The organism is Bartonella bacilliformis Ver097 (assembly GCF_000709795.1).
GTDB lineage: Bacteria > Pseudomonadota > Alphaproteobacteria > Rhizobiales > Rhizobiaceae > Bartonella > Bartonella bacilliformis_A.
On sequence record NZ_KL503802.1, the window covers coordinates 218,605 to 243,202 of the forward strand.

The 24,598-nt window shown below is 38.4% G+C and carries 13 protein-coding genes; all 13 read left to right on the top strand.

The window, feature by feature from the left end; genetic code table 11:
* Nucleotides 1-210: 210 nt before the first annotated feature.
* The 13 genes from H710_RS00880 to addA all read left to right on the top strand — a co-directional run bounded on the left by H710_RS00880 (nt 211) and on the right by addA (nt 24,595).
* Nucleotides 211-1,743 (top strand): YifB family Mg chelatase-like AAA ATPase, encoded by a 1,533-nt coding sequence (locus H710_RS00880; RefSeq protein ID WP_041848977.1) that lies wholly within the window; start codon nt 211-213, stop codon nt 1,741-1,743.
* Between the two features lie 405 nt (nt 1,744-2,148).
* Nucleotides 2,149-4,578 carry a DNA topoisomerase (ATP-hydrolyzing) subunit B gene (gyrB, locus tag H710_RS00885; RefSeq protein WP_041848978.1) on the top strand — a complete coding sequence of 810 codons (2,430 nt, stop codon included), beginning with the start codon at nt 2,149-2,151 and terminating at the stop codon, nt 4,576-4,578.
* A 114-nt stretch (nt 4,579-4,692) separates the two neighbouring features.
* Entirely contained in the window at nt 4,693-5,475 is a 783-nt protein-coding gene (ubiE, locus tag H710_RS00890; protein ID WP_041848979.1) for a bifunctional demethylmenaquinone methyltransferase/2-methoxy-6-polyprenyl-1,4-benzoquinol methylase UbiE, read from the top strand.
* Between the two features lie 3 nt (nt 5,476-5,478).
* A complete protein-coding gene (gene ubiB, locus H710_RS00895) occupies nt 5,479-7,068 on the top strand; it encodes a 2-polyprenylphenol 6-hydroxylase (RefSeq protein ID WP_041848980.1) in 1,590 nt (529 codons plus the stop codon).
* A gap of 153 nt (nt 7,069-7,221) precedes the next feature.
* A complete protein-coding gene (gene coaBC / locus H710_RS00900; protein WP_414946103.1) occupies nt 7,222-8,541 on the top strand; it encodes a bifunctional phosphopantothenoylcysteine decarboxylase/phosphopantothenate--cysteine ligase CoaBC in 1,320 nt (439 codons plus the stop codon).
* Between the two features lie 393 nt (nt 8,542-8,934).
* The gene (locus H710_RS00905) at nt 8,935-9,654 is read left to right on the top strand and encodes a sulfate transporter family protein (RefSeq protein WP_041848981.1); all 720 of its coding nucleotides are present in this window, start codon (nt 8,935-8,937) and stop codon (nt 9,652-9,654) included.
* Between the two features lie 276 nt (nt 9,655-9,930).
* Nucleotides 9,931-10,851, top strand: a complete 921-nt coding sequence (gene accD, locus H710_RS00910; RefSeq protein ID WP_041848982.1) for an acetyl-CoA carboxylase, carboxyltransferase subunit beta — start codon at nt 9,931-9,933, stop codon at nt 10,849-10,851.
* Between the two features lie 3 nt (nt 10,852-10,854).
* Nucleotides 10,855-12,177: a bifunctional folylpolyglutamate synthase/dihydrofolate synthase gene (locus H710_RS00915; protein WP_041848983.1), complete on the top strand. Its 1,323-nt coding sequence runs from the start codon at nt 10,855-10,857 to the stop codon at nt 12,175-12,177.
* Nucleotides 12,178-12,221: 44 nt separating this feature from the next.
* Nucleotides 12,222-13,220, top strand: coding sequence for a complex I NDUFA9 subunit family protein (locus H710_RS00920; protein ID WP_041848984.1), 999 nt, complete (start codon nt 12,222-12,224; stop codon nt 13,218-13,220).
* 526 nt (nt 13,221-13,746) lie between these two features.
* On the top strand, nt 13,747-16,221 hold the full coding sequence (locus H710_RS00925; protein ID WP_041848985.1) for a PAS domain-containing sensor histidine kinase: 2,475 nt from the start codon (nt 13,747-13,749) through the stop codon (nt 16,219-16,221).
* Nucleotides 16,222-16,285: 64 nt separating this feature from the next.
* The gene (gene tsaE, locus H710_RS00930; RefSeq protein WP_041848986.1) at nt 16,286-17,779 is read left to right on the top strand and encodes a tRNA (adenosine(37)-N6)-threonylcarbamoyltransferase complex ATPase subunit type 1 TsaE; all 1,494 of its coding nucleotides are present in this window, start codon (nt 16,286-16,288) and stop codon (nt 17,777-17,779) included.
* 178 nt (nt 17,780-17,957) lie between these two features.
* Nucleotides 17,958-21,131, top strand: coding sequence for a double-strand break repair protein AddB (gene addB, locus H710_RS00935; protein ID WP_041848987.1), 3,174 nt, complete (start codon nt 17,958-17,960; stop codon nt 21,129-21,131).
* Nucleotides 21,128-24,595 carry a double-strand break repair helicase AddA gene (gene addA, locus H710_RS00940; RefSeq protein ID WP_041848988.1) on the top strand — a complete coding sequence of 1,156 codons (3,468 nt, stop codon included), beginning with the start codon at nt 21,128-21,130 and terminating at the stop codon, nt 24,593-24,595. The genes addB and addA overlap by 4 nt, the downstream gene beginning before the upstream one ends.
* Nucleotides 24,596-24,598: the final 3 nt, after the last annotated feature.

Below are 24,598 nucleotides of genomic sequence, written 5' to 3' on the forward strand. Positions count from 1 at the left end.
TCTCTCTATAACATATTCACTGACTTAATCTAATATATATTTTTCGGCTGTATATATTAGTTAAATTTATACAAATTATAACGGCACCATAAAAAGCGTGCTTATTGCTTACATATAGATCTTTTTATCAAAAAAATATATAGACATTTCTTGATTTTTATAAGCAAATATGGTTGTTTCTTAACAATCATCAGGGGGGAAAATCAATTAATGATTGCCTGTGTTACGACAGTTGCTTTTCGTGGTTTAGAGGCAATCCCTGTTGATGTGCAGGTCATGATTTCTTCCGGAAAAATAGGAATGGCTATTGTTGGGTTAGCGGATAAAGCCATCGCAGAAAGCCGTGAACGTGTGCAAGCAGCTCTCTACGCTTGCGGACTTTCAATGCCTAACAAACGAGTTACCATTAATCTTGCTCCGGCTGATTTACCCAAAGAAGGATCGCATTATGATCTACCCATTGCTATCGGCTTAATGCTTGCTATGGAAGTTTTACCCTCCGAAATCATAAAAAACTACCTCATTTTAGGGGAATTATCACTGGATGGATCTATTACTGCTGTCAATGGTGTTTTACCAACTGCAATGACAGCTTTATCACTTGATAAAGGTCTAATTTGTCCTCGCCAATGCGGACCTGAAGCTGCATGGGTTAATGCAGATATGGACATCCTAGCACCCGATACTCTTCTTACGATAATTAATCATTTTAAAGGAATTCAAATTCAAAAACGACCACAACCGCGACAATACACAATCCAAACTGAACTACCAGACCTTTGCGAGATTAAAGGACAAAAAACCGCCAAACGTGCTTTAGAAGTTTGCGCAGCTGGGCGACATAACCTCCTGTTTGTAGGCCCTCCTGGAGCAGGAAAATCTATGTTAGCCCAATGTTTACCTTCTATTCTACCACCTCTTGATAGCCGTGAGCTTTTAGATGTCTCTTTAATTGCTTCTATTGTAGGGGAAACAGCCTATAATACCCTCTCACTTCACTGCCCTTTTCGTGCTCCACATCATTCTGCTTCTATGGCAGCAATGATTGGCGGTGGCCTTAAAGGACGACCAGGAGAAGTATCTCTCGCTCATAATGGCATTTTATTCCTTGATGAACTTCCTGAATTTGCTCCTCAAGTCCTCGATTCTCTTCGTCAACCTTTAGAGAGTGGAGAATGTATCATCGCCCGTGTTAATCATCATATTAGCTACCCCGCGCGTATCCAACTTATTGCTGCAATGAACCCATGCCGATGCGGAATGGCAGGTGAAAAAGGTTATGTTTGTGCCAAAGGGACACGTTGCCAAACCGATTATCAGGCTCGTATTTCTGGTCCCCTACTCGATCGAATTGATTTGCGCATTGATGTCCCTGCTTTAACAGCAATGGATCTTATGCAGCCAGAACAATCCGAAAAAAGTTGTAATGTTGCAAAACGCGTCGCACGAGCCCGTGCTATTCAAGCTAAACGGTTTGCTAAAATGGATCTTACCCATATTCGCACCAATGGTGATTGTCCTGCAAAAATTATTGAACAGATTGCCATCCCAGACCAAAATGCAGCTATCTTACTACGGGATGTTAGTGAAAAAATGCGCCTTTCTGCACGTGCTTATCATCGTATTCTCAAAGTTGCACGCACTATTGCTGATCTTGATGAAACGCAGCAACTTTCTCGTTATCATCTCGCAGAAGCTATTTCTTATAGATTGGGCAATGAAAGGCTAATAGCTCTCACCTAAACGGAATCTTTTATCAAAAAAATGAAATAATCAGAAAAATAAAACCCTGTAACAATGCCATCATGTTTTAAAAATTTCTGTATATTTAGTAAGTATATTTACTGATATTATTTTTCCCGCAATACCATTGTGGAGTAGTAAAATGCTATCATACTCTCTCAATTAAAATTACTAATCGTAAAAATACCAGAAAATCTTTTTGATTTTCTTCTAATCTAATAAACATAAAAAATAAGAAGATTGATATCATTTGTGTATGCACAAATCATTCCATTATTATAATTGGCAAATGTTGAACATCTGAGTGATATACGGTAAATGTCAATGTGATATTTCATCAATAACTTATTTGAACAATAAACCTAAAAAGAGCTAATAAACTATAAAACAGAAATGGATTGACTTATGAGTGATGAAACAACCTCACCGACATCTGGTGACTATGGTGCCGCTTCCATCAAGGTTCTCAAAGGTCTTGATGCTGTTCGTAAACGTCCTGGTATGTATATCGGTGATACCGACGACGGTTCAGGCTTACACCATATGGTTTATGAAGTCGTCGACAACGCTATTGATGAAGCATTAGCTGGCTACGCAACTTTTGTAAATGTCACGCTTCATGCCGATGGATCCTGTTCTGTTTGTGATAATGGACGAGGAATTCCAACTGATATTCATCCAACAGAACATGTATCAGCTGCTGAAGTGATCATGACGCAACTTCATGCTGGTGGAAAATTTGATCAAAATTCTTATAAAGTTTCAGGGGGGTTACACGGCGTTGGTGTCTCTGTTGTTAATGCACTATCGGTTTGGTTGCGATTGCGAATCAAACGTGATGGTAAAATTCATGAAATGTCGTTTACCCATGGAGTGGCTGATGCTCCACTCAAAGTCGTTGATCAATGTGGTACAGAAAGTGGCACAGAAATTAGCTTTTTACCAAGCTCCGAAACTTTTACCATGGTTAAATTTGATTTCGAAACATTAGAGCGGCGTCTTAGAGAATTAGCCTTTTTGAATTCTGGTATACACATTCTTCTCGTTAACCAACGCCATGCTGATGTTCAATCAGTAGAATTATGTTACGAAGGTGGATTAATTGAATTCATCAAATATATTGATCAATCAAAAAAACCATTAATTGATACACCGATTTACATTACAAGCGAAAAAGATGGGATTAGTGTAGATGTCGCTTTATGGTGGAACGATTCTTATCATGAAAAAGTATTGTGTTTCACCAATAATATTCCTCAACGTGATGGAGGAACCCATTTAGCAGGGTTCCGCAGTGCCTTAACACGTCAAATTAACGGTTATGCTGAATCCTCAGGCATTGCAAAAAAAGAAAAAGTTAATTTAACTGGCGACGATTGCCGTGAAGGACTGACAGCTATTCTTTCCGTTAAAGTTCCTGATCCAAAATTTTCTTCACAGACAAAGGATAAATTGGTTTCTTCTGAAGTCCGTCCAATTGTTGAAAATTTGGTAAATGAGGGACTTTCAGCATGGCTAGAAGAACATCCTAATGAAGCAAAAATTCTCATTAAAAAGGTTGTAGAAGCTGCTGCAGCGCGCGAAGCAGCACGCAAAGCACGTGAACTTACACGGCGAAAAGGAGCCCTCGATATCACTTCTTTACCAGGTAAACTTGCTGATTGTCAGGAACGTGATCCTACAAAATCAGAAATTTTTATCGTCGAGGGAGATTCAGCTGGTGGTTCAGCTAAAAGCGGACGTTCACGCCAAAATCAAGCAATTTTGCCTTTACGCGGTAAAATTCTTAATGTCGAACGAGCACGTTTCGACCGAATGCTTTCATCCGAAATGATTGGCACGCTTATTACTGCCCTTGGAACCTCTATTGGCAAGGATGAATTTTCACCTGATAAATTGCGTTATCACAAAATCATCATTATGACAGATGCAGATGTTGATGGTGCTCATATTCGCACCTTGCTTCTCACTTTCTTTTTCAGACAAATGCCTGAATTAATTGAACGTGGTCATCTTTATATTGCACAACCACCTCTTTATAAAGTATCACGTGGTAAATCCTTTCAGTACATTAAAAATGAAGCAGCATTTGAAGATTTCTTAATTGATAGTGGTTTGGAAGAAACAACATTAGAATTATCAAGTGGTGAGGTTTGTGCAGGCATTGATTTACGCCAACTCGTCCAAGATGCCCGTTTGTTACGCCAACTCTTAAATGGTCTCCATACCCGCTATGACCGCAATATCGTTGAGCAAGCAGCAATCGCTGGTGCTTTTAATCTTGAGACTTTTGCAGCATCAGAAACAGCACAAAAAATAGCGGATACGATAGCACAACGTCTTGATTTAATTGCTGATGATATGGAACGTAGTTGGAGCGGTCAATATACATCAGATGGAAGTTTACGCTTTGAACGCGTTCTGCGCGGAGTTAAAGATATGATTACTCTTGATGCAGGGCTTATAAGTTCAGCAGATGCACGCCAAATTGGTCAGATTGCCAAAAATCTCAAAGATATCTATCGTGATCCTCCTCTTTTGCGTCGCAAAGATAAATCAGAACGCATTTTTGGTCCCACGAGCTTATTGGAAAGTATTTTTATAAACGGTAAAAAAGGTATTACTTTACAGCGTTACAAAGGTCTTGGAGAAATGAATGCTGATCAGCTTTGGGAAACAACTCTTGATCCTGATGCGCGTTCTCTTTTACAAGTTAAAATCAATGACGCAACCGATGCAGATTCTCTCTTCTCCCAATTAATGGGTGATGAAGTTGAACCACGGCGAATTTTTATTCAAAAAAATGCCTTAAATGTTGCTAATCTTGATATCTAAGTGTGCTTTTTGTTTTAAGCTGTATCAACCGTGGTTGTTGAAATTATTTTCTCGTATTTGGCATTTTCTCTATCCTGCGTCTACGATAAAAGAAAAATAAGAAGGATCAAACACATGACAGCTGAAACAAAACGTGTAGGAGCTACAGGTGGCATGGAAAATTCTTTTGGCCTCACACAGGTTGATGAAACAAAAAAGCAGTCCATGGTTGATGATGTATTTCATTCTGTTGCTGAAAATTATGACAAAATGAATGACATCTTATCTCTTGGACTACACCGTATTTGGAAAAATTCCATGATTGCATGGCTAGCTCCACCAGCGATATCTGGCTGGAAAGCACTGGATGTCGCCGGGGGCACTGGTGATATCGCGTTTCGCATCCTCAACGCTTCACGCAAAAAAGCTCATACCACAGTACTTGATATTAATCATTCGATGCTTAACGTCGGCAAAAAACGTGCACAGATAAATGGTCTTGCCCCTTTTATTGACTTTGTTGAAGCAAATGCAGAACAACTCCCTTTTGCAGATCAGAATTTCGATGCCTACACGATTGCCTTTGGAATTCGCAATGTACCACATATTGATAAAGCTCTCTCTGAAGCTTTTCGTGTTTTAAAACCAGGGGGACGTTTTTTATGTTTAGAATTTTCAAACGTTGAAATGCCTCTGCTTGACAAGCTTTATGACCTTTGGTCTTTTCATGCTATTCCTAAACTTGGTCAGCTAATTGCAGGAAATAGTGATGCTTATCGCTATTTGGTTGAATCCATTCGTATGTTTCCTAAACAAGATGATTTTGCATGTATGATCAGTCATGCAGGTTTCTCACGGGTATCTTATCGCAATTTCACGGGCGCCATTGCAGCTCTGCATTCAGGTTGGAAAATCTAAATAATGGCGCGAATTTCCACTTATTTCCAAATTATACATGCAGGATGGGTTTTAACACGTGAAGGAGTTATAAGTGCTCTCCCCAGTGATAGCCTGCAAGGCTTTCCAGCTTTCTGTCATCGTATAGCCAGTATTTTAGCGCGAAGCAAAACAAAAAAGAAGCGCCGAACTGAAAATATCTCATATGCCATAAATAAACTTGGCCCCTCTTATATCAAATTGTGTCAATTTCTTGCAACCCGACCTGATATTGTTGGACACGATATTGCAACAGAATTGTCACAACTCCAGGATCGTGTTCAAATATTTCCTTGCACTGCAGCCATTTCCCAAATTGAAAATTCACTTGGCCGCTCTATCAATGATTTATTCCTAAATTTTCATCCACCGATTGCGGCTGCTTCTATTGCTCAAGTCCATCCAGCTGAATATTATGATGAAATGGGGAATAGAAAAAAATGTGCTGTTAAAGTTATTCGCCCTAAGATCAGAATACGTTTTGCTAAAGACCTTAAAGGCTTTTATCTTATTGCCCATTTACAGGAACGTTACATACCTGCTTCCCGGCGCCTACGTCCTATTCGTATCGTTGACACGTTAGCACAAACCACACAGATGGAAATGGATTTACGCTTAGAGGCAGCAGCCATATCAGAAATGGCTGAAAATACTCAAAATGATGTAGGTTTTCGAGTTCCTGCTATTAATTGGGAACGAACAGGGCGTAATGTTTTAACAATGGAATGGATTGACGGCATAAAAATATCTGATATTCCAGCACTCAAAAAAGCTGGTTTTGATTTGAAAGCCTTAGCCGCTACACTCATTCAATCTTTTCTCCGTCATACTTTACGCGATGGTTTTTTTCATGCTGATATGCATCCTGGTAATTTGTTTGTGGATCAACAGGGATGTATTGTTGCTGTTGATTTAGGAATTACAGGACGACTTGGTAAAAAAGAAAGACATTTCCTTGCTGAAATTCTTTATGGTTTTATCACGCGCGACTATTATCGTGTAGCACAAGCACATTTTGCAGCAGGCTATGTACCAGCGCATCATAATATTGAAAGTTTTGCTCAAGCCAACCGAGCGATTGGTGAGCCCATTCATGGACAATCAGCGCAAAGCATTTCCATGGCTAAATTGCTCACACTCTTATTTGAAGTTACTGAATTATTTGACATGCAAACAAGACCTGAATTGTTGTTGCTACAAAAGACCATGGTTGTTGTTGAAGGGATTGCCCGTACGTTGGATCCAAATTTTAATATGTGGAAAGCTTCTGAACCTATTGTCAAAGAGTGGATTAGCAAAAATTTAGGGCCTGTAGGACTTGTAAAAGATTTAAATGAAGGAGCACAAGCACTGCTTTCATTAGTACGTCAAACGCCGCAATTAGTACAAAATTTTGAGCGTATAGAAGAAGGCTTAAGCCAAATGACAAAAACAGGGCTTTATCTTTCCCCTCTTACTCTCAAACAGCTTGCTTTTGAACAAAAACGCATTAATCATTATAGTCGTTATAGTCTATTCATCATTGCTCTTTGTTGTATTCTTTCAACCTGTTTGCTTTTTTTTCATTTTGTCTAACCTGCTTAACATGCTAAAAAAATGTAGCATATGAAATCGTTGAAATTATTTTATTTCTTAGATGCATTTTATGTTTAGTATGACCATTCACAGTCTTTGCATCGAAAGCCAGAGAATTTTTATGCGTATGCACGCTACGAAAAAGGGATTTCTATGTCTATGAAAAAAGAAACTCATTACCTGCTCAGTACCATCAAAGGATCATCCATATCAAAAAATCAAGAAGGTATCGCAGAGATGCGATCACTGCAATCAAAATCGATTCTTCTTATTATTGGTGGTGGTATTGCATCCTATAAAAGTCTTGATTTGATCCGTCGTTTACAGGAACGTGGAGCGCACTTGAATGTTATTATGACACAAGCAGCGCAAAAATTTATTACCCCTTTAGCTGTTGAAACCTTGAGCCATGGTAATGTGTATTGTGATTTATTTTCATCTGAAAAAGAATTCGACATTAGCCATATTCGATTAGCACGTCATGCTGATTTAATTATTTTAGCACCAGCCACTGCCAACCGTATTGCAAAAATAGCCAACGGCATAGCAGATGACTTAGCTAATTGTATTCTTTTGGCAGCACGCTGCCCGCTTTTAATTGCACCAGCTATGAATCCAGCTATGTGGACACATCCCGCAACCATGCGCAACATTGCCAGATTGCAAGCAGATGGAATGCATATGGTGGGACCAGAAAACGGTGAAATGGCCGAACGCGATGAAAGTGGTTATGGGCGAATGAGTGAACCCTTAACTATTGTAGCCTCAGCAGAAACTCTTTTACGTGTGAAAAAAAAACCTCTTGTCAACCGTCATTTCATTGTGACTTCTGGCCCTACCCATGAACACATCGATCCGGTACGTTATCTTGCTAATCGCTCATCAGGCAAACAAGGCCATGCCATTGCAGAAGCCTTGGCTCACTTAGGTGCCATAGTAACACTTATTTGCGGTCCTGTTAATCTTCCTGATCCTCAAGGAGTAAAAACTATTCACGTTGAAACAGCCTTGCAAATGTTACAGGCTGTTCAAGCAGCTTTGCCTGCTGATGGTGCTATTTTTGCTGCTGCTGTGTGTGACTGGCGAAGCCAAACGCACTCTTTTAAAAAGATCAAAAAGAAAGCAAATACAACACCACTATCCTTACATATGGTCGAAAATCCTGATATTTTGGCAACAATCGGTCATGCCCTCAACCGCCCTCCACTCGTGATTGGTTTTGCAGCTGAAACATGTGATATCATCATCAATGCGAAGGAAAAATGTATCCAGAAAAAAGCAGATTTTATTCTTGCTAATGACATTTCTCTCCATGCTGATGGTACAAGCGTTATGGGTTCTGATACAAATACAATATGTCTCATCAGCAAAGACAATATTGAACAATGGCCACGTATGAGTAAACGACAAGTAGCCCAAAAATTGACTGACGTTATCATATCATTTTTTGACTCTTCTGCTCTCACTGATTAAGAAAAACAGAACTTTTTTGTTTTAAATGAAAACAAATAATCTTCAGAAATTTGATGCAACCCAAATAAACACATCTTACATACAGCCTAAAAGGACTTTTTATAAAAATTAAGAAATTTCTTCTCATTTTAAGAATTAGCGATTATTCCTGTTATATTTGATGACGAAATTGGGCCATCTTCTTAGTGATCGCAAACTAAAAATCACTTTCATTCGTCAATAAAGGAGTAAAAATTACACTCAATAAAACTTTAAAATTATTTTGCATTTTTCATTATGTAAAATTTAAGCTAATTCATATAATTAACAAAATAATTAAAAATTAAAAAATTATATAAAATCTTCCATAATTCATCTCTTGTTTTTTACTCTTTTCTTCTTATTTACCCATTTATGATTTTTTCTGCCGCCCACTATGCCTTACAGCGCCTTTTTACTAAACAATATCGTTCTATCCTCTTGAAAATTTTAGGACTTACTTGTGCTTGTCTTATAGCCCTATGGCTATCGGTATATAAACTTTTTATAGTTTATTTTTGGCCTTGGACTATCCATTTTTTTCCTGATTTTCCAGATTTAGCAGGATGGCTAGGACTAAGTATGCTTATCATTTTTAATGTCGGCCTCGTTTTCCTTATGGCCTTTTTGATTGCTCCTATTACAGCTATGATGGGCAGTTTTTTTATTGATGATGCAGCTGAAATTATTGAAAGAGAAGATTATCCAAATGAACCTATAGGGCAAGCTATGTCCTTTAGCTGTTCTCTTGTTCTTTCACTAAAATTTGTTCTTTTAAGCCTTTTAGGAAATGGAATCGCTCTTATATTGTTTTTCGTACCAGGTATCAATTTGATCGCTTTTTATGTTATTAATGGCTATCTATTTGGTCGTGAATATTTTTTATTTGCTGCTTATCGTTTTCAATCCGAAAAAGAAGCTCATACCTTCTTACGCACCCACTGGATAACAGTATTTGGTGCAGGTTTGTTAATCGCATTTTTTGTTTCTATTCCCATTTTAAATTTAGCAACACCACTTTTCGCAGCTGCCTTCATGACATATCTACACAAAATGCTCTTCTGTTATATCCCCGTGCCCGTTTCATCGAAATAACAACTATCAGATAAATCAATTTAGAAGCATTTTCTTAAAAAACTCTCTCAACCTTAATACAGTTTTGCAACATTAGAAATATTTGTTAACAAGTTGCAATAGACAATTTGAATTGCGTTGAAACCATTAATGCTGCAATTAAAGCTGTACATATATTGATAAAAGAATTAAATGAAGCATCCATACGGCTAGCAACTAGCAAAATGAACCCAACCGTTCAGTCCTATATTCCTTTGAACCATACAAAACGTAAAATTTTAAGGAGAGACTACAAAAATGAACTGGATTACAAATTACGTTCGTCCTAAAATTAATTCCATATTAGGTCGTCGTGAAATTCCAGAAAATTTGTGGATCAAAGATCCTACCAATGGCGAAATGATTTTCCATAAAGATCTGGAAGCTAATCAATATGTGATTCCTGCTTCTGGTCATCACATGCGTATTAGCACCAAAAACCGTCTCATGCATTTTTTTGATGATGGTGTATATACACCGATTGAAAATCCAAAAGTGGTAACAGACCCATTAAAATTCCGTGATACAAAACGCTATATTGACCGATTAAAAGAGTATCGCGCCAAGCTTGGTGTTGACGATAATATTTTAAGTGCACGAGGCACCATTGAAGGTTTATCAATCATTGCTACCGTTCAAGATTTTTCCTTCATGGGTGGATCGCTTGGTATGGCATCAGGAGAAGCTATCATCGAAGCTTTTCATACTGCCATTGCAGACAAATGCCCTTTAGTTCTTTTTGCTGCTTCAGGAGGAGCTCGAATGCAAGAAGGAATATTATCCCTCATGCAAATGCCTCGTACAACAGTAGCAATTGAAATGATGAAAGAAGAAAAGCTTCCCTATATTGTAGTGCTGACTAATCCTACAACCGGTGGTGTAACCGCTTCATATGCCATGCTTGGTGATGTTCACATTGCTGAACCTGGCGCCATGATTGGTTTTGCAGGCCCACGTGTTATTCAACAAACGATTCGAGAAACTTTACCAGAAGGTTTCCAAAGCAGTGAATATCTTCTTAAGCACGGCATGGTTGATATGGTCGTGTCGCGTTTGGATATGAAAGCTACAATTGCAAAGCTTTTACGCCTGATGATGAAATTTCCGGCAGCGCATGAACCTTCTCATGCATTCTCCAAAGACTCTCAAATAAAGATTTCTAAAACAAAAGCCGCTTAAATTATGGAAAAAAGCCATGTGCAAAAGGTGGTTGATGATCTACTGGGGCTATCCCCAAAAAAACTGGATCTTTCCTTAGATCGTATTATCCGCCTCTTAAAGCATCTTGGTAACCCACATTTAAAGCTTACCCCTACTATTATCCATATTGCTGGAACAAATGGTAAAGGATCGGCTTCAGCAATCTGTCGTGCTCTTTTAGAAAGTGCAGGCTACTGCGTTCATGTATACAGCTCACCACATTTGGTAAATTGGAATGAACGCTGTCGACTAGGCCAAATAGGAAGTGGCCAACTTATTACAGATAATCAACTGCTTGATATCATTCGTCACACCATAAAAGTGAATCGTCAAGAGCCAATTAGCGTTTTTGAAATTTTTACTGCTGCAGCCTTTACTCTATTTAGCACCCATCCAGCTGATGCAATCATTTTAGAAGTTGGATTAGGAGGGCGTTTTGATGCAACCAATGTTATTAAAAATCCAGCTGTATCCCTTATTATGCCTATTGACTATGACCATGAAATTTTTCTAGGCAACACAATTGCGCAAATTGCCTTTGAAAAAGGGGGAATCATCAAACCAAAAATTCCTGTTGTAATTGGCAAACAAAACCATGATGTTACTCTTTCTGTTTTACGTAGCCTTATTGACAAAAACAAAGCACCTTACTCTATTTTTGACCAAGACTACCAAAGCTATGAAGAACATGGACGTATGGTATTTCAAAATAACCATGGTTTAATGGATCTATCACTTCCTAACCTTATCGGTGCGCACCAAATTGCCAATGCTGGTGCTGCTATTGAAGCAGTTTACCAAGCAGGTTTTCAACTTTCGGAACAAGTCATCAACCAAGCTTTACGCAATCTTTACTGGCCAGCACGCATGCAGCATCTGACCCATGGCCAATTGGTTAATCAACTTCCTCCCCGTACAGATTTATGGCTCGATGGTGGCCACAATCCTGCTGCTGGTAAAGCTGTTGCAGCAGAATTTACTCGATGGAAAAAAAAATCAAACCGCCCCATTGTTATGATCGCTAGTATGCTCAAAACTAAAGATAATGTCGGTTATTTTCGTCCTTTCAAAAATCTTGTCAATGAAGTCTATACAATCCCTTTAACCTCTAGCGACGCAGGTCTCTGTCCAAAAATTTTAGCAAAATTAGCACAAAAAGCAGGCCTCATTGCTAACCCACAAGCGGATCTTCAAGAAGCCCTTCATAAAATCAGTTTAAAACATAAAGAAGCCATCATCTTTATCGGTGGTTCTCTTTACCTTGCTGGCAATATTCTACGTGACAATGCGACACCTCCATGCTAGAAATTTGCTGTTCATGGCATTTTAATGGATAACAATCTCTAATTATGAAACTTGATCATACACTTTATCAAAATCCTAAACTTATTACTGTTTTCGGTGGTTCAGGTTTTGTGGGGCGACATGTCGTTGAAGCCTTAACAAAACGGGGTTATCGCGTTCGCATCGCTGTGCGTCGCCCGCAAAAAGCTTATTACATGCTACAAATAGGTGAAGTAAGCCAAACCCAAATGTGTACGACAGATGTTAAGAATCGTGCTTCTGTTGCACGTGCATTGTCTGGAGCAGATGGTGTGGTATTTTTTCCTGGGAGTTTGAAACAATCCAATCAATCAAAATTTCAAAGCACACAAATTGATGGAACAACACATGTTGCGGAATTAGCTCAAAAAGCGGGTATCCCTCTTATTTATGCATCAACGCTCATCGCTCATGAAAATGCATCGCTTCTTTACGCGCGCGTTAAATTTATGTGCGAGAAAATTGTTCAGGATAAGCATTCTCAAGCAATCATTATGCGCCCATCTGTCATTTTTGGACCAGAAGATTGTTTTTTCAATGCCTTAGCAAAGGCATCCTGTTTTTTGCCGATTATGCCAGTTTTTGGCGGTGGACACAATAAATTGCAACCTGTTTATGTTGGCGATATTGCTGAATTTGTTGTGCGTGCTTTAGAAGAAAAAATCCCCTTTGGAAACAGTTATGACCTTGGTGGGTCGATAGTAATTACAGTCCGACATGTCATTGAAAAGATATTAAAAATTATTTACCGCAAAAAAACAATTTTATCCATGCCGCTTTCTGTGGGACTTTGTGTTGGAAATATTTTGGGCACTATCGGTAAATTGCCTTTGCTACCAACACTGACAACAGCTGATCAAATACGCTTTCTGCAACTAAACAATATTGTTTCTCAAAAAGCTATAGATAGTGGATATACTTTAGAAGGGGTGGGCATTACTCCAAAAACTATGGCTTCTATTTTACCAAGTTACTTATGGCACTTCCGTCCACAAGGACAGTTTTCCAATAATTTACTAACCTAATACCGATTTTCCCTGATGGATATTTCATAACAAAATCTGCTTTACTCCCACAGATATCAGTAGTAAAATCTGTGTTGTGCCTTCTCTTTCCTAGAAAAGACATTAATACTTCCTTTTGTAATCCAAATCTTCGTAGTCTATTGAATTTATACAGATAAGATTTTTCCTAATCTTATTAAAACGATTTTCTATATTAAAAAATTTTAGACAATCACGCAATGATGAACTTGTATGGTATAATTTCACGATCATAACAAGCATGAACGATGAAAATGATATCCTTTGATATATTGCAGCCAATTGAAGATATGTGTATCTCTTCGCAAAATTGACTATTTTGACAAAAAAGTTGCATATTTTTATCCTGATCAGCTAAAAATAAGATAAAATACTTTATTGAGATTACATGACAAAAACATTGTAAGCTAAATTGTTACTGTTACGAGAATCTTTCCTTGGTAAAAAGTAAAAGGAGATGCATCGTGCACAATTTTGATAGCAATAATCCCAAAGAAAGACTTAAAAAATGATCAGAATTTCTGCCTGTATTTTTTGCTTTCTTTCGCTGTTTTTTCCAATATATGCTATTGCTCAATCACCAATATCTCACTTACTATCCACCTTAACTTGGTCAGAACATCAATGGCTTATTTTAGCACTTTGCGGAAGTATTTCTTGTGCTTCCCTACTAACGTGCATAACCGTTATTATAGATATAAAGAAAAATGCTGAGAAATCTTTACAAGTGATTCAAACCAATTTTTTTGAAAAACTTAAACAATATGAATGGTTTTTAAAAGAAACAGAACAATGCCTTCTTATTTGGGAGCACCCAACAGCCCTACCACATATCGTTGGCAATATTTCTAAATTACAAAATGCAGGAATAAACGAACAAAATTTTCAGTGTTTCGAAAATTGGCTCGAAGAATCTTTTCTGCAACAACTTAACCAAGCACTGACTCAATTACGTTATCATGGCTGTTCTTTTGAACTTTCTATCACCACTATCAATAAAATCCTCTTACAAGTTACAGGGATTATTGCAGGAACAGCAACCATTGCACGTTTCCAAGATTTCTCAAAACAGCAGAGTGAAAACATTCGCTTACGGGAAGATATGACCCGAATGCTCACAGAGCTGAAAATACAACGCAACCTTTTTGATTATATCCAAGAACCGGTGTGGATTCGAAATAGTGAAGGGAAAATTTGTTTCGTAAATAATGCTTTTCGAAACATGACAAATTTTCAAGAAGGCTGTGATACCATCACTGATCCTTTCAATGAAACAACACAATTCCAAATGAATAAAAGAGACCAAATAAATGAGAGGAGTCAAACAAATGGAACAAATCAACTAGATGAGACAAAAACAGTATTCCAAAAACACGTTCATACCGTCGTGAATGGAGAACGACGTCATTTTCACCTAACACGTATCACAACAGAAGAAGGAATGGCAGCTTTTGCTCGTGATGACAGCGCATATAAAAATCTTACTAATGAAATGGAACAAATTCTTCAAAGCCACTATGAAATACTCGATCAAATTTCAACAGCTGTAGCGATTTTTGATAGCAATCAAAAATTAAAATTTTGCAATCATGCCTTTAGAATTTTATGGCCATTAGAAAGTTCTTTTCTAGAAAGTGAACCAAGCCATACACTCCTTCTTGAGCGTTTGCGTGAAAAAGGACTCATCGGTGAACATCCTGATTGGCGCGCATGGAAAGAAGAGCTTTTAACAAACTACCACCAAATAGAATCTAACCCTAAAATTTGGAATCTTCCTAACGGATGTACAGTGCGTGTCATGTCTCACCCCCACCCACAAGGAGGTATTACCTGGCTTTACGAAAATCTTACAGAAAAAATTGATCTTGAACGACGCTATAATACATTAATCAAAATACAAGGTGAAACACTTGATAAACTTTCTGAAGGCGTAGTGGTTTTTGGCACAGATGGATGTCTATGCTTATCAAATCCTGCTTTATCAAAATTGTGGTCTTTACCCTATAATTTATTAGTAGAAGGTACTCATATTACGCAATTACAAACCCATTGCTCAGCCCTGACAGTCAGAGAAGAATGGAAGCAATTTACCCAATTGATTACAGGCTTTACTGAAAAACGCGATGCCCATTCAGGTCGCATAGATCTGAAAAATGGAATGATTATCGATTACACATTCGTGCCACTCCCCAATGGACAAACAATGTTAACTTTTGTGAATGTTACTGACACCGTCCATATAGCGCGTGCCCTGCAAGAAAAAAATGAAGCCTTAAAAAGTGCTGATCGTCTACGCAATGAATTTGTCCAACATGTGTCCTACGAATTACGCACACCTCTCACTAATATTATTGGATTTTCTGATATTTTACGTGACCAAATGTTTGGCTCTCTTAATGGACGCCAACACGAATATCTCGGCCATATTCAATCAGAGTCCAATACACTTTTGAATCTTGTTAATGATATTCTTGACCTTGCAACCCTTGATGCAGGGATTATGGAATTAAATATACAATCGGTCAATATTGTTGATGCTATGGCGAAAGCAGTAACACGAATAGAAGAACATCTCAATGGACGTCATATTCTATTTTCTCAACACATTTCTCCTTCTTTAGATGTCATTTTTGCGGATGCTACACGTTTACATCAAATCTTTGTGAATGTACTTAGTAATGCTGTGAACTTTGCCCCAGAAGCAAGCACTATTGAATTTTGTGCTCATAAACAAGATAATCATATTGTTTTCAGCGTCCATAATGAAGGATCGGACATTCCATCTGATATTCTTGATAGGATTTTCAAACGGTTTTCTTCTCATGCACATCATGGTGGACGTGCTGGAGCAGGCCTTGGCCTCTCTCTTGTCAAAAGCTTTGTTGAACTCCATGGTGGATATGTTGAAATTCTCACCGGCACGGGTCAAGGAACAACAGTTAAATGTTTTTTCTTACTTAAAAAGGAAGATATAATCCTTTAAGTCTGTACTTTTGTCATCAAAACCATTTTTTCACCTATTCATTCACCAATTCAATGGAAATTTTATGAATTTTAGTTTTTTTCTTGCCAATGAAGAAGCAACAAAATTATTTGCGCAAGATCTAGGTCTTGCTTTAAAACCAGGTGATCTTGTAACACTTCAAGGTGATCTTGGAGCAGGAAAATCAACTCTCGCACGTGCAATCATTCATACACTTGCCAATGATGATAATTTAGAAGTACCAAGCCCTACTTTTACTCTTGTTCAAAACTATAAACTGCCACAATTTGAAGTTATTCACGCTGATCTTTATCGCCTCTCTATGGCAGAAGAAATTGATGAATTAGGACTTCACGAAGCACGTGAACAAAGTATTTTATTGATCGAATGGCCAGAAAAAGGTGCAGATTCTTTAGGACCCATTACTTTTGCTATCAGTTTACAACACCAAGATTGTGGACGTCATATCACCATTACAGCAGCAACACATGATATTGAACGTCTACAACAATCTTTTGCAATCCGCACTTTTTTAACTACTCATGGTCGCGGTCATGTTCATCGTCGTTTTTTAGCAAGCGATGCTTCTGCACGATCTTATGAACTTTTGCATAGTGACCATCATCAAGAAATCTTTATGAATGCATCCATCATGCAAATGGCACAAAAAACGGATCCTACCTTTGCAGAAAAAATGCATCTTGCAACAGATATCCGTCAGTTTGTAGGCATTAACCAGATCATTTTAGAGAATGGATTTTCTGCTCCTCATATTTTTGTCGAAGATCTTGAAAAGGGGTTCTTGATTTTAGAAGATTTGGGACGCGAAAGAATTTTAGATCAAGCTGGCAATCCTATAGAAGAACGTTATATCGCTTGTAGTGAATTGTTGGCTACTTTCCATCAAAAATCGTGGGCTTTTAAAAAGCAATTTGCAACATTTTCAATTCATATTCCTTGCTATGATCAACAGTCTATGCAAGCAGAACTCGCTTTACTGCTAGACTGGTATATACCTTTTCAGAAGAAAAAAACCTTAGATGAAAAACAACGTAAAGCTTTTTTTACCTGCTGGAAACCCTATCTTGACATGCTCATCGAGGGAGAAAATACCCTTGTAATGCGTGATTATCACTCGCCCAATATACTGTGGCGTGCAAATAAAGAAGGAGTAGCTCGCATTGGTCTTATTGATTTTCAAGATGGCTTAAAAGGACCAACAGCTTATGATCTTGTTTCCTTGGCACAAGATGCACGTCTCTATATTTCACCAGAACTTGAGATGAAGATTCTCAACGCTTATTGTCACGCGCGCCATAAAGCACCGCAACCTTTTGATGAAAATGAATTGCGCAAACTTTACGCTCTTGCAGGTGCTCAACGTGTTTCAAAAATTTTAGGCATTTTTGTACAATTACACCAACAATATGGAAAATCGTCTTATCTCAAACATTTGCCCCATATGCAGGACTATCTTGCCCGTAATCTTTCACACCCAATTCTTTCTCCTTTAAAAAGCTTTTATCAAGAAACTGGCATTCTTGCAGAAACAACATAAATATCCAATTTTGAGCGCATTACCTATATGGCTTATTCTCTTAACTTTTAGAATAACAGTAACACTATTGTGTAGATGTAATTTTTCAATTTTGCCATGAATGAAAACTAATATACAGTAAAATCTATTAAAATGATCGGTAAATTAAATAATTTTGACACACCCACAATCAAAGCAAATGACTTATCAGCCACGTATATTTTCTATTTCTTCTGGAACTCCGTTTCTATCTTATTTTGTTGATGCTTTTCTCTCAGGGAATATTATTCGTGATTTTGCACCCAATGGAAATATCCAAGCTGCTCTTGCTAATACCCTCATTTATGTACCAACGCGCCGTGCTGCCCGCGCTTTACGCGCAACTTTTGTCGAAAAAAGTCCTAGCCAATCAAGCTTTTTGCCAACGATCCTTCCTTTGGGAAGTATGGACGAAGACTGTTTTTTCTTTACTGGTGATTATACCAACGCTTTGACGATTCATCCTCCTATCAAAGAGAGTGAACGTCTCCTGCTTTTAGCACATCTCATTCGCTCTTGGCGTGAAAAATTACCAACGCATCTACGTGCCATATTTGGAACAGAAGATGTGCTCATTCCTGCAAATACAGCTGATGCTATCTGGCTTGCCCAAGATTTAGCACGCTTGATGGATGAAGTTGAAACTGAATCTGCTGATTGGTCAAAACTCAAAGATATTGCACCTGATATGGTTGCTGAATGGTGGCAAATCACTCTCGATTTTTTGACCATTGTTACACAAAATTGGCCATATATTTTAAAAGAAAAACAGCTAAATAATCCAGTTGAATGGCGTAACCAAATCCTCAAAATGCAGGCAGACACTTTATACCGAACACAACCCAATAAACCGATTATTGCTGCTGGTGCGACAGGATCTATCCCTTCAATTGCTAATCTTTTAAAGGTGATCGCCTCCTTGCCTAAAGGAGCTGTTATTCTTCCAAACCTTGATCTCCAAATGGATGAAGAACAATGGAATGCATTAGGTTTGATCAATGAAGAAACTGAAATTTTTGATCTCCCCAACCATGCATCTGCTGCTTTTAGCCATCCTCAATATCACTTAAAAAAACTTCTCTTTCTTATGCAATGTCAGCGCGCCCATGTTAAAGAAATTGGCCAGCAAAGTAGCATGAAGAAAAAACGCGCTGCCCTTTTATCAGAAGCATTAAGACCTGCCTCTACGACAGATCAATGGGTACAAATCACACGCGATGATTATGAAAATCTCTGTGCCGATTTATCATTGGTTGAAGCCACCAATGAACATGAAGAAGCTCTGGCTGTTGCTATTGCTTTACGCCATGCCATTGAAGACCCCAAAAAAACTGCAGCGCTTATCACCAATGATCGCAATTTAGCACGCCGTGTTTCTGCTGAATTGCAACGATTTGGGATTGAAGCTAATGATTCAGGAGGAATTCCACTTGCACAGACACTGCCTGCAACTTTATTACGGCTTATCTTAGAAAATCTGTTTAAACCTGGGGATCCCATTGCATTTCTTTCTCTTCTCAAACATCCACTCACAACTCTGGGGCAAAATCGTCATCATTTACGTGAAATAGTGGAAAATTTTGAGCTCTTTGTTCTCCGAGGTGGAACTGGCCGCATTAATCTTTGCACATGTGATCAATTTTTTGAAACATGGATTAAAACGCACACACTCAACAGTTCGGGGACTAATAATTCAAGTCCCAACAGTTCAAATGCTAATGGTTCGAATAATTATAGCCTTGACCCACAAAAGAGTGAAGAAGCGCGCCTGCTTTGCCATCTTTTGGTAAAAGCTATCGAACCTTTGGTGTCTTTAATACAACAAAATAGAGAATGCACAATCAATGAAACAATTATAGCGACTGTTGAAGTTTTAGAAAATTTTGGGCGTGATGATGACCATTCTCTTACTCGCCTTTATCAGGATGAAGCAGGAAAAACTTTATCAACTTTTCTGCGTGAATTAGTCAATGACCAATCAGGACTAAAATTTCATCTCCATGAATGGCCCGCTATGTTTTCAGCTCTCATAGCAACTCGTTCTGTAAGTCCTGCTCCTGGAGGACATTCACGTTTATTTATCTGGGGAACCTTAGAATCGCGTCTACAAACAGTAGATACAGTCGTCATTGGTGGTATGAATGAAGGATCATGGCCTATCACAACCCGCAATGATACTTTTTTATCACGACCGATGAAAATGATGTTAACTCTTGAACCACCAGAAAAGCGCATTGGCCTTTCTGCACATGATTTCCAATGGGCTATGGGAATGGATAAAGTTATCATGAGCCGAGCCATGCGGGTTAACCACGTTCCCTCTATTCCCTCACGTTGGTTACAACGCCTAGAAACAGTCATAGGTCAACAAGTTTGGAAACAAATTTGCGCACGGGGAAACACATTGCTTTATTGGGCAAAAATTCTTGACACAACAAATATGATTTCCTCTGTAGAACGGCCTTGCCCTACTCCACCACTCGAGATGCGTCCACGTCATTTTTCAATTACTGAAATAGAAACATTACGACAAGACCCTTATGCCATTTATGCTAAAAAAATCTTGCGTCTCAAACCGCTTAAACCGCTCATCCACGATCCTTGTAATACTGAACGAGGAATACTTTATCACGCTATTCTTGCTGCCTTTTGCACGCGTATAAAAAATCCACATGCCACAGATGCGCTAGATACATTATTGACCATTGGACGTGAAGAATTTGACAAACTAAACTTACCATCTGATATCGAAGCTATCTGGTGGCCAATGTTTGAAAATCTAGCGCCTCTCCTTATTCAATGGGAACAAAGCCTTGGCCCCCGAAAACGACACGCTGAAGTAGAGGCTCAAAAAACACCCATAGGCACAACAGGTGTAACCCTTTCAGGACGCGTTGATCGTATTGATATTTTACCTGGGGAAATGGCTGAAATCCTTGATTTTAAAATCAGCACTCCCCCTTCATCCACACAGGTTTTGACCTTATTATCTCCACAATTAGCACTGGAAACAGCTTTATTAATGCAAGGAGCGTTTGTAGGCTTTCAGGATCTCACCCCCTTAAATTTATTATACATTCCTCTTAAAGGAAAAAATAAAATTAAACCGCAATCGATTATCCTAAATAAAAAAGTAACAAATCAAAAAAGCGCTGTTGATCTTGGTAAAGAGGCATGGAAACGCCTTATCTCATTAATGAACTACTATCAAAATCCACAACACGGTTATCTCTCGCATGCTCTCCCTTCACAAAACCGTTATGAAGGGGATTATGATCACTTAGCAAGAGTATTAGAGTGGTCAAATGATTTTCATAAAGCAGGCCAATCATGACAATCTTTTCTATTCCCCAAGCTGCCCTTGATGCACAAGCAGCCGCTACACATCCAACAACAAGCGTGTGGGTTTCTGCTAATGCGGGATCTGGGAAAACGCATGTTTTGAGCGAACGTGTTATCCGCCTGCTTTTAAATGGAACACCTCCAGCACGCATTTTATGCCTGACCTATACCAAAGCTGCTGCTGCTGTTATGCAATCGCGTATTTTTCGCACACTTTCCAGCTGGAGTGAACTGGATGATCATCAACTTCAAACCATTTTATCACGACTTGAAAATAAGCCCGTAAATGCGCAAAAACTTACCTATGCACGTCAGCTTTTTGCCCGAGCCTTAGAAACACCAGGGGGCCTAAAAATCCAGACCATTCACGCCTTTTGTGAAGCTTTATTGCACCAATTTTCTTTAGAGGCTAATATTGCTGGTCATTTTGAATTATTAGACGATATAAGTCGTAAAAAATTATTGCAACAAGCCCGTTGTCAACTTTTGACACATGACAATGCACAATCGTCTTTAAAACAACTGTTTAAAATTATTAACGAGGAAACATTTAATCAATTGCTGCATGAAGCAACTCAAAAACAACATGAATTCTCAGATTTCTTATCTTTCATTCTCTCTGAAAATGGAGAGGAGCAGTTGCGCCAGTTTTTCAACTTAGCAGCTGATGAAACACACCAACGGCTCTTAGAAAAAATTAAACAAACGGCCTTACTCTCGCCCCATGCAATGAAATATTATCAAACAAACGGAAATTCAAAAGCTAAAAATATCATTGCTGATTTTTCACAATTAGCGAGCGCATCTTCTGAAGAAAATATTATCAATCTTGTTTCAAATATTTATTTAACAACCACAGGAAAACCGCGTGATTTCTCACGTTTGTTTTCTAACAAATCAAATGAAATTTGGTTCTTTGTTCAAAAAGAGATTGAAGAAAAACAAAATCAGCTCTCTACTCTGTTAGAAAAATATCAATGTGTACAACTCGTCACACTGAATATGGTTGTTTTTCAGCTTTGTTCTCTTTATCTTAAAATCTATGCAGATTTAAAAAAGACCAATAGTCTGTTAGATTTTGATGATCTCATTGAACGCACACTCCATCTATTGCAACGCAGAGGTGCAAGCCAATGGGTACAATATAAACTTGATCGTGGTATTGATCATATTTTGCTTGATGAAGCGCAAGATACTAATCCTGAACAATGGCAAATTATTCAGCTTTTAGTGCAAGAATTTTTCACAGGAGAGAGTCAACGAACAAATATACGGACCATTTTTGCTGTTGGCGATGAAAAACAGTCTATTTATTCTTTTCAAGGGGCTGAACCAGAAAATTTTGCTAAAAATGGACGGATGATCCAAAAACAGATACAGCATGTTAACGAGAAATTTGAAAAGATACAGCTGCATTATTCTTTTCGCTCAACAGCTGATGTGCTAAAAAGCGTCGATCTCGTGTTTGAAACACCAGAAAATTATAAAGGACTTTCAGCAGATAATGCAAAAACAGTGCATGAACCCATTCGGGTGAACAGCCCGGGTGATGTCATTGTATGGGATGTTATCTCCAAACAAACAAGTACCCTACCTGATGATTGGCATTCAACGGTTGATCACTTAGATACACCTGAAGTGCGTTTGGCAGATAAAATTGCAACAACCATTGCCGATTGGTTGCAAAAAGGCGAAATGCTTCCTGCAAAAGGGCGTCTACTCCGTGCCAGTGACATTATGATTTTGGTCCGTAAACGGGATCAATTTGTACCCGCTCTTTCTCGTGCACTAAAACTGCGCAATATTCCCGTGGCTGGTGCCGATCGTTTACAGCTCACCAGCCATATTAGTGTACAAGATTTGATGGCGCTTGCACGTTTTGTCTTGCATCCTAAAGATGATCTGTCCTTAGCTTGTGTTTTAAAAAGCCCACTTTTTGCACTAAGTGAAGAGGCACTTTATCAATTGGCAGCTCAACGCACAGGATCACTTTGGCAAAGCTTGAATGCTCATGCATCATCACATAACTATTTTAAAGAAATTTTTGAAAATTTAAGTAAATATCGCGCTTTAGTTGACAAAATACCGGTTTTTGAATTCTACAGTCATATTCTCAATAATGATAAAGGACGACAAAAAATCCTTGCCCGTCTCGGGCCTGAATCTAAGGAAGTTCTTGATGCTTTTATGGATTATACACTCACGATTCAAAAGACTGGTTTACCAGGGCTACAAGCTTTTTTAGAAACATTGAGTAAAAACAAACCAGAAATTAAACGTGAACTTGATCAAAATCACGAAGAAGTGCGTATCATGACTGTCCATGCTGCCAAAGGGCTTGAAGCATCTGTTGTCTTTTTGGTTGATTCAGGCAGTGCTATCTGGAATTCACATTACGCGCCACATTTGTTCAAACTTCCCTTAAATGGCAAACAAGCGTTTATCTGGCGTCCAAATGCAGAATTTAAAACAAAGCCCCTTGAAAAAGCACTTTCTCATTTAAAAGAAAGTGCTGAAGAAGAATATCGACGCCTTCTTTATGTAGGAATGACACGTGCTGAAGATCGATTGATTGTTTGCGGTTATAGCCAAAAACGGGAAGTTCCCAACACGTGGTTACATTTAGTGAAAAATTCCCTTAAGCCCTATGCTATTCTTACAAAAGACTCCGCAAACGATATTGTTGCCTGGCGCTATTCTATCACCCCCTCGACTTCCTTCCCAATAGATCCTAAAATACCTGGTGAGGCGAGCAAAAAATTTCCGCCTTTGCCTGCTTTTTTTCATCATAAAGTACCTGCAGAATCAGCTTTACCCAAAATATCCAAACCCTCCGTTACTAATTTTGCAACGGATACAGATGGCGGAATTGAACTTTTCTCTGCTCAGAAAATTTTAAGTGTTTCACCTATTTTCGAAGCAAAAAACACCCACAAAGCTTTTAGCATCGAATATGGTAATTTGATTCACAAACTGCTGCAATATTTGCCTGATTGCCCTCTTGAAAAACGCCAGGATTACGCTCAACAATATCTCAATATCAAAGCCTCTCATTGGAATGAGACCAAAAAAAACAATGCCTTACACGATATTTGGGCAATCTTAGACAATCCGCATCTTAAATTACTTTTTTCAGACTCTTCACGCGCCGAAGTATCCCTAATGGGCATTGTAAAAATCCGTGGTAAAGAACAAATGATTTCTGGTCGAATTGACCGTTTATGTATCACCCAAGATTGTATTCTCTTTGCTGATTTTAAAACTGGAACTCCACCAGAAGATGAAACTGGAATTACCCAAAACTATTGGTTACAAATAGCTCTTTATCGAAAAATACTGCAAACTATTTACCCTGAAAAAACCATTCAGGCTTTTCTTATTTATAGTCAAGGAGCGAAAATTTTCACGCTTCTCCCTAAAAAACTCGATACGCTTCTTGATGAAATTGCTCTATAAATA

Excerpts from the sequence above, each read along its gene's own strand:
- H710_RS00880 (WP_041848977.1), top strand. The coding sequence starts at position 211 with ATGATTGCCTGTGTTACGACAGTTGCTTTTCGTGGTTTAGAGGCAATC.
- gyrB (WP_041848978.1), top strand. The coding sequence starts at position 2,149 with ATGAGTGATGAAACAACCTCACCGACATCTGGTGACTATGGTGCCGCT.
- ubiE (WP_041848979.1), top strand. The coding sequence starts at position 4,693 with ATGACAGCTGAAACAAAACGTGTAGGAGCTACAGGTGGCATGGAAAAT.
- ubiB (WP_041848980.1), top strand. The coding sequence starts at position 5,479 with ATGGCGCGAATTTCCACTTATTTCCAAATTATACATGCAGGATGGGTT.
- coaBC (WP_414946103.1), top strand. The coding sequence starts at position 7,222 with ATGTCTATGAAAAAAGAAACTCATTACCTGCTCAGTACCATCAAAGGA.
- H710_RS00905 (WP_041848981.1), top strand. The coding sequence starts at position 8,935 with ATGATTTTTTCTGCCGCCCACTATGCCTTACAGCGCCTTTTTACTAAA.
- accD (WP_041848982.1), top strand. The coding sequence starts at position 9,931 with ATGAACTGGATTACAAATTACGTTCGTCCTAAAATTAATTCCATATTA.
- H710_RS00915 (WP_041848983.1), top strand. The coding sequence starts at position 10,855 with ATGGAAAAAAGCCATGTGCAAAAGGTGGTTGATGATCTACTGGGGCTA.
- H710_RS00920 (WP_041848984.1), top strand. The coding sequence starts at position 12,222 with ATGAAACTTGATCATACACTTTATCAAAATCCTAAACTTATTACTGTT.
- H710_RS00925 (WP_041848985.1), top strand. The coding sequence starts at position 13,747 with ATGATCAGAATTTCTGCCTGTATTTTTTGCTTTCTTTCGCTGTTTTTT.
- tsaE (WP_041848986.1), top strand. The coding sequence starts at position 16,286 with ATGAATTTTAGTTTTTTTCTTGCCAATGAAGAAGCAACAAAATTATTT.
- addB (WP_041848987.1), top strand. The coding sequence starts at position 17,958 with ATGACTTATCAGCCACGTATATTTTCTATTTCTTCTGGAACTCCGTTT.
- addA (WP_041848988.1), top strand. The coding sequence starts at position 21,128 with ATGACAATCTTTTCTATTCCCCAAGCTGCCCTTGATGCACAAGCAGCC.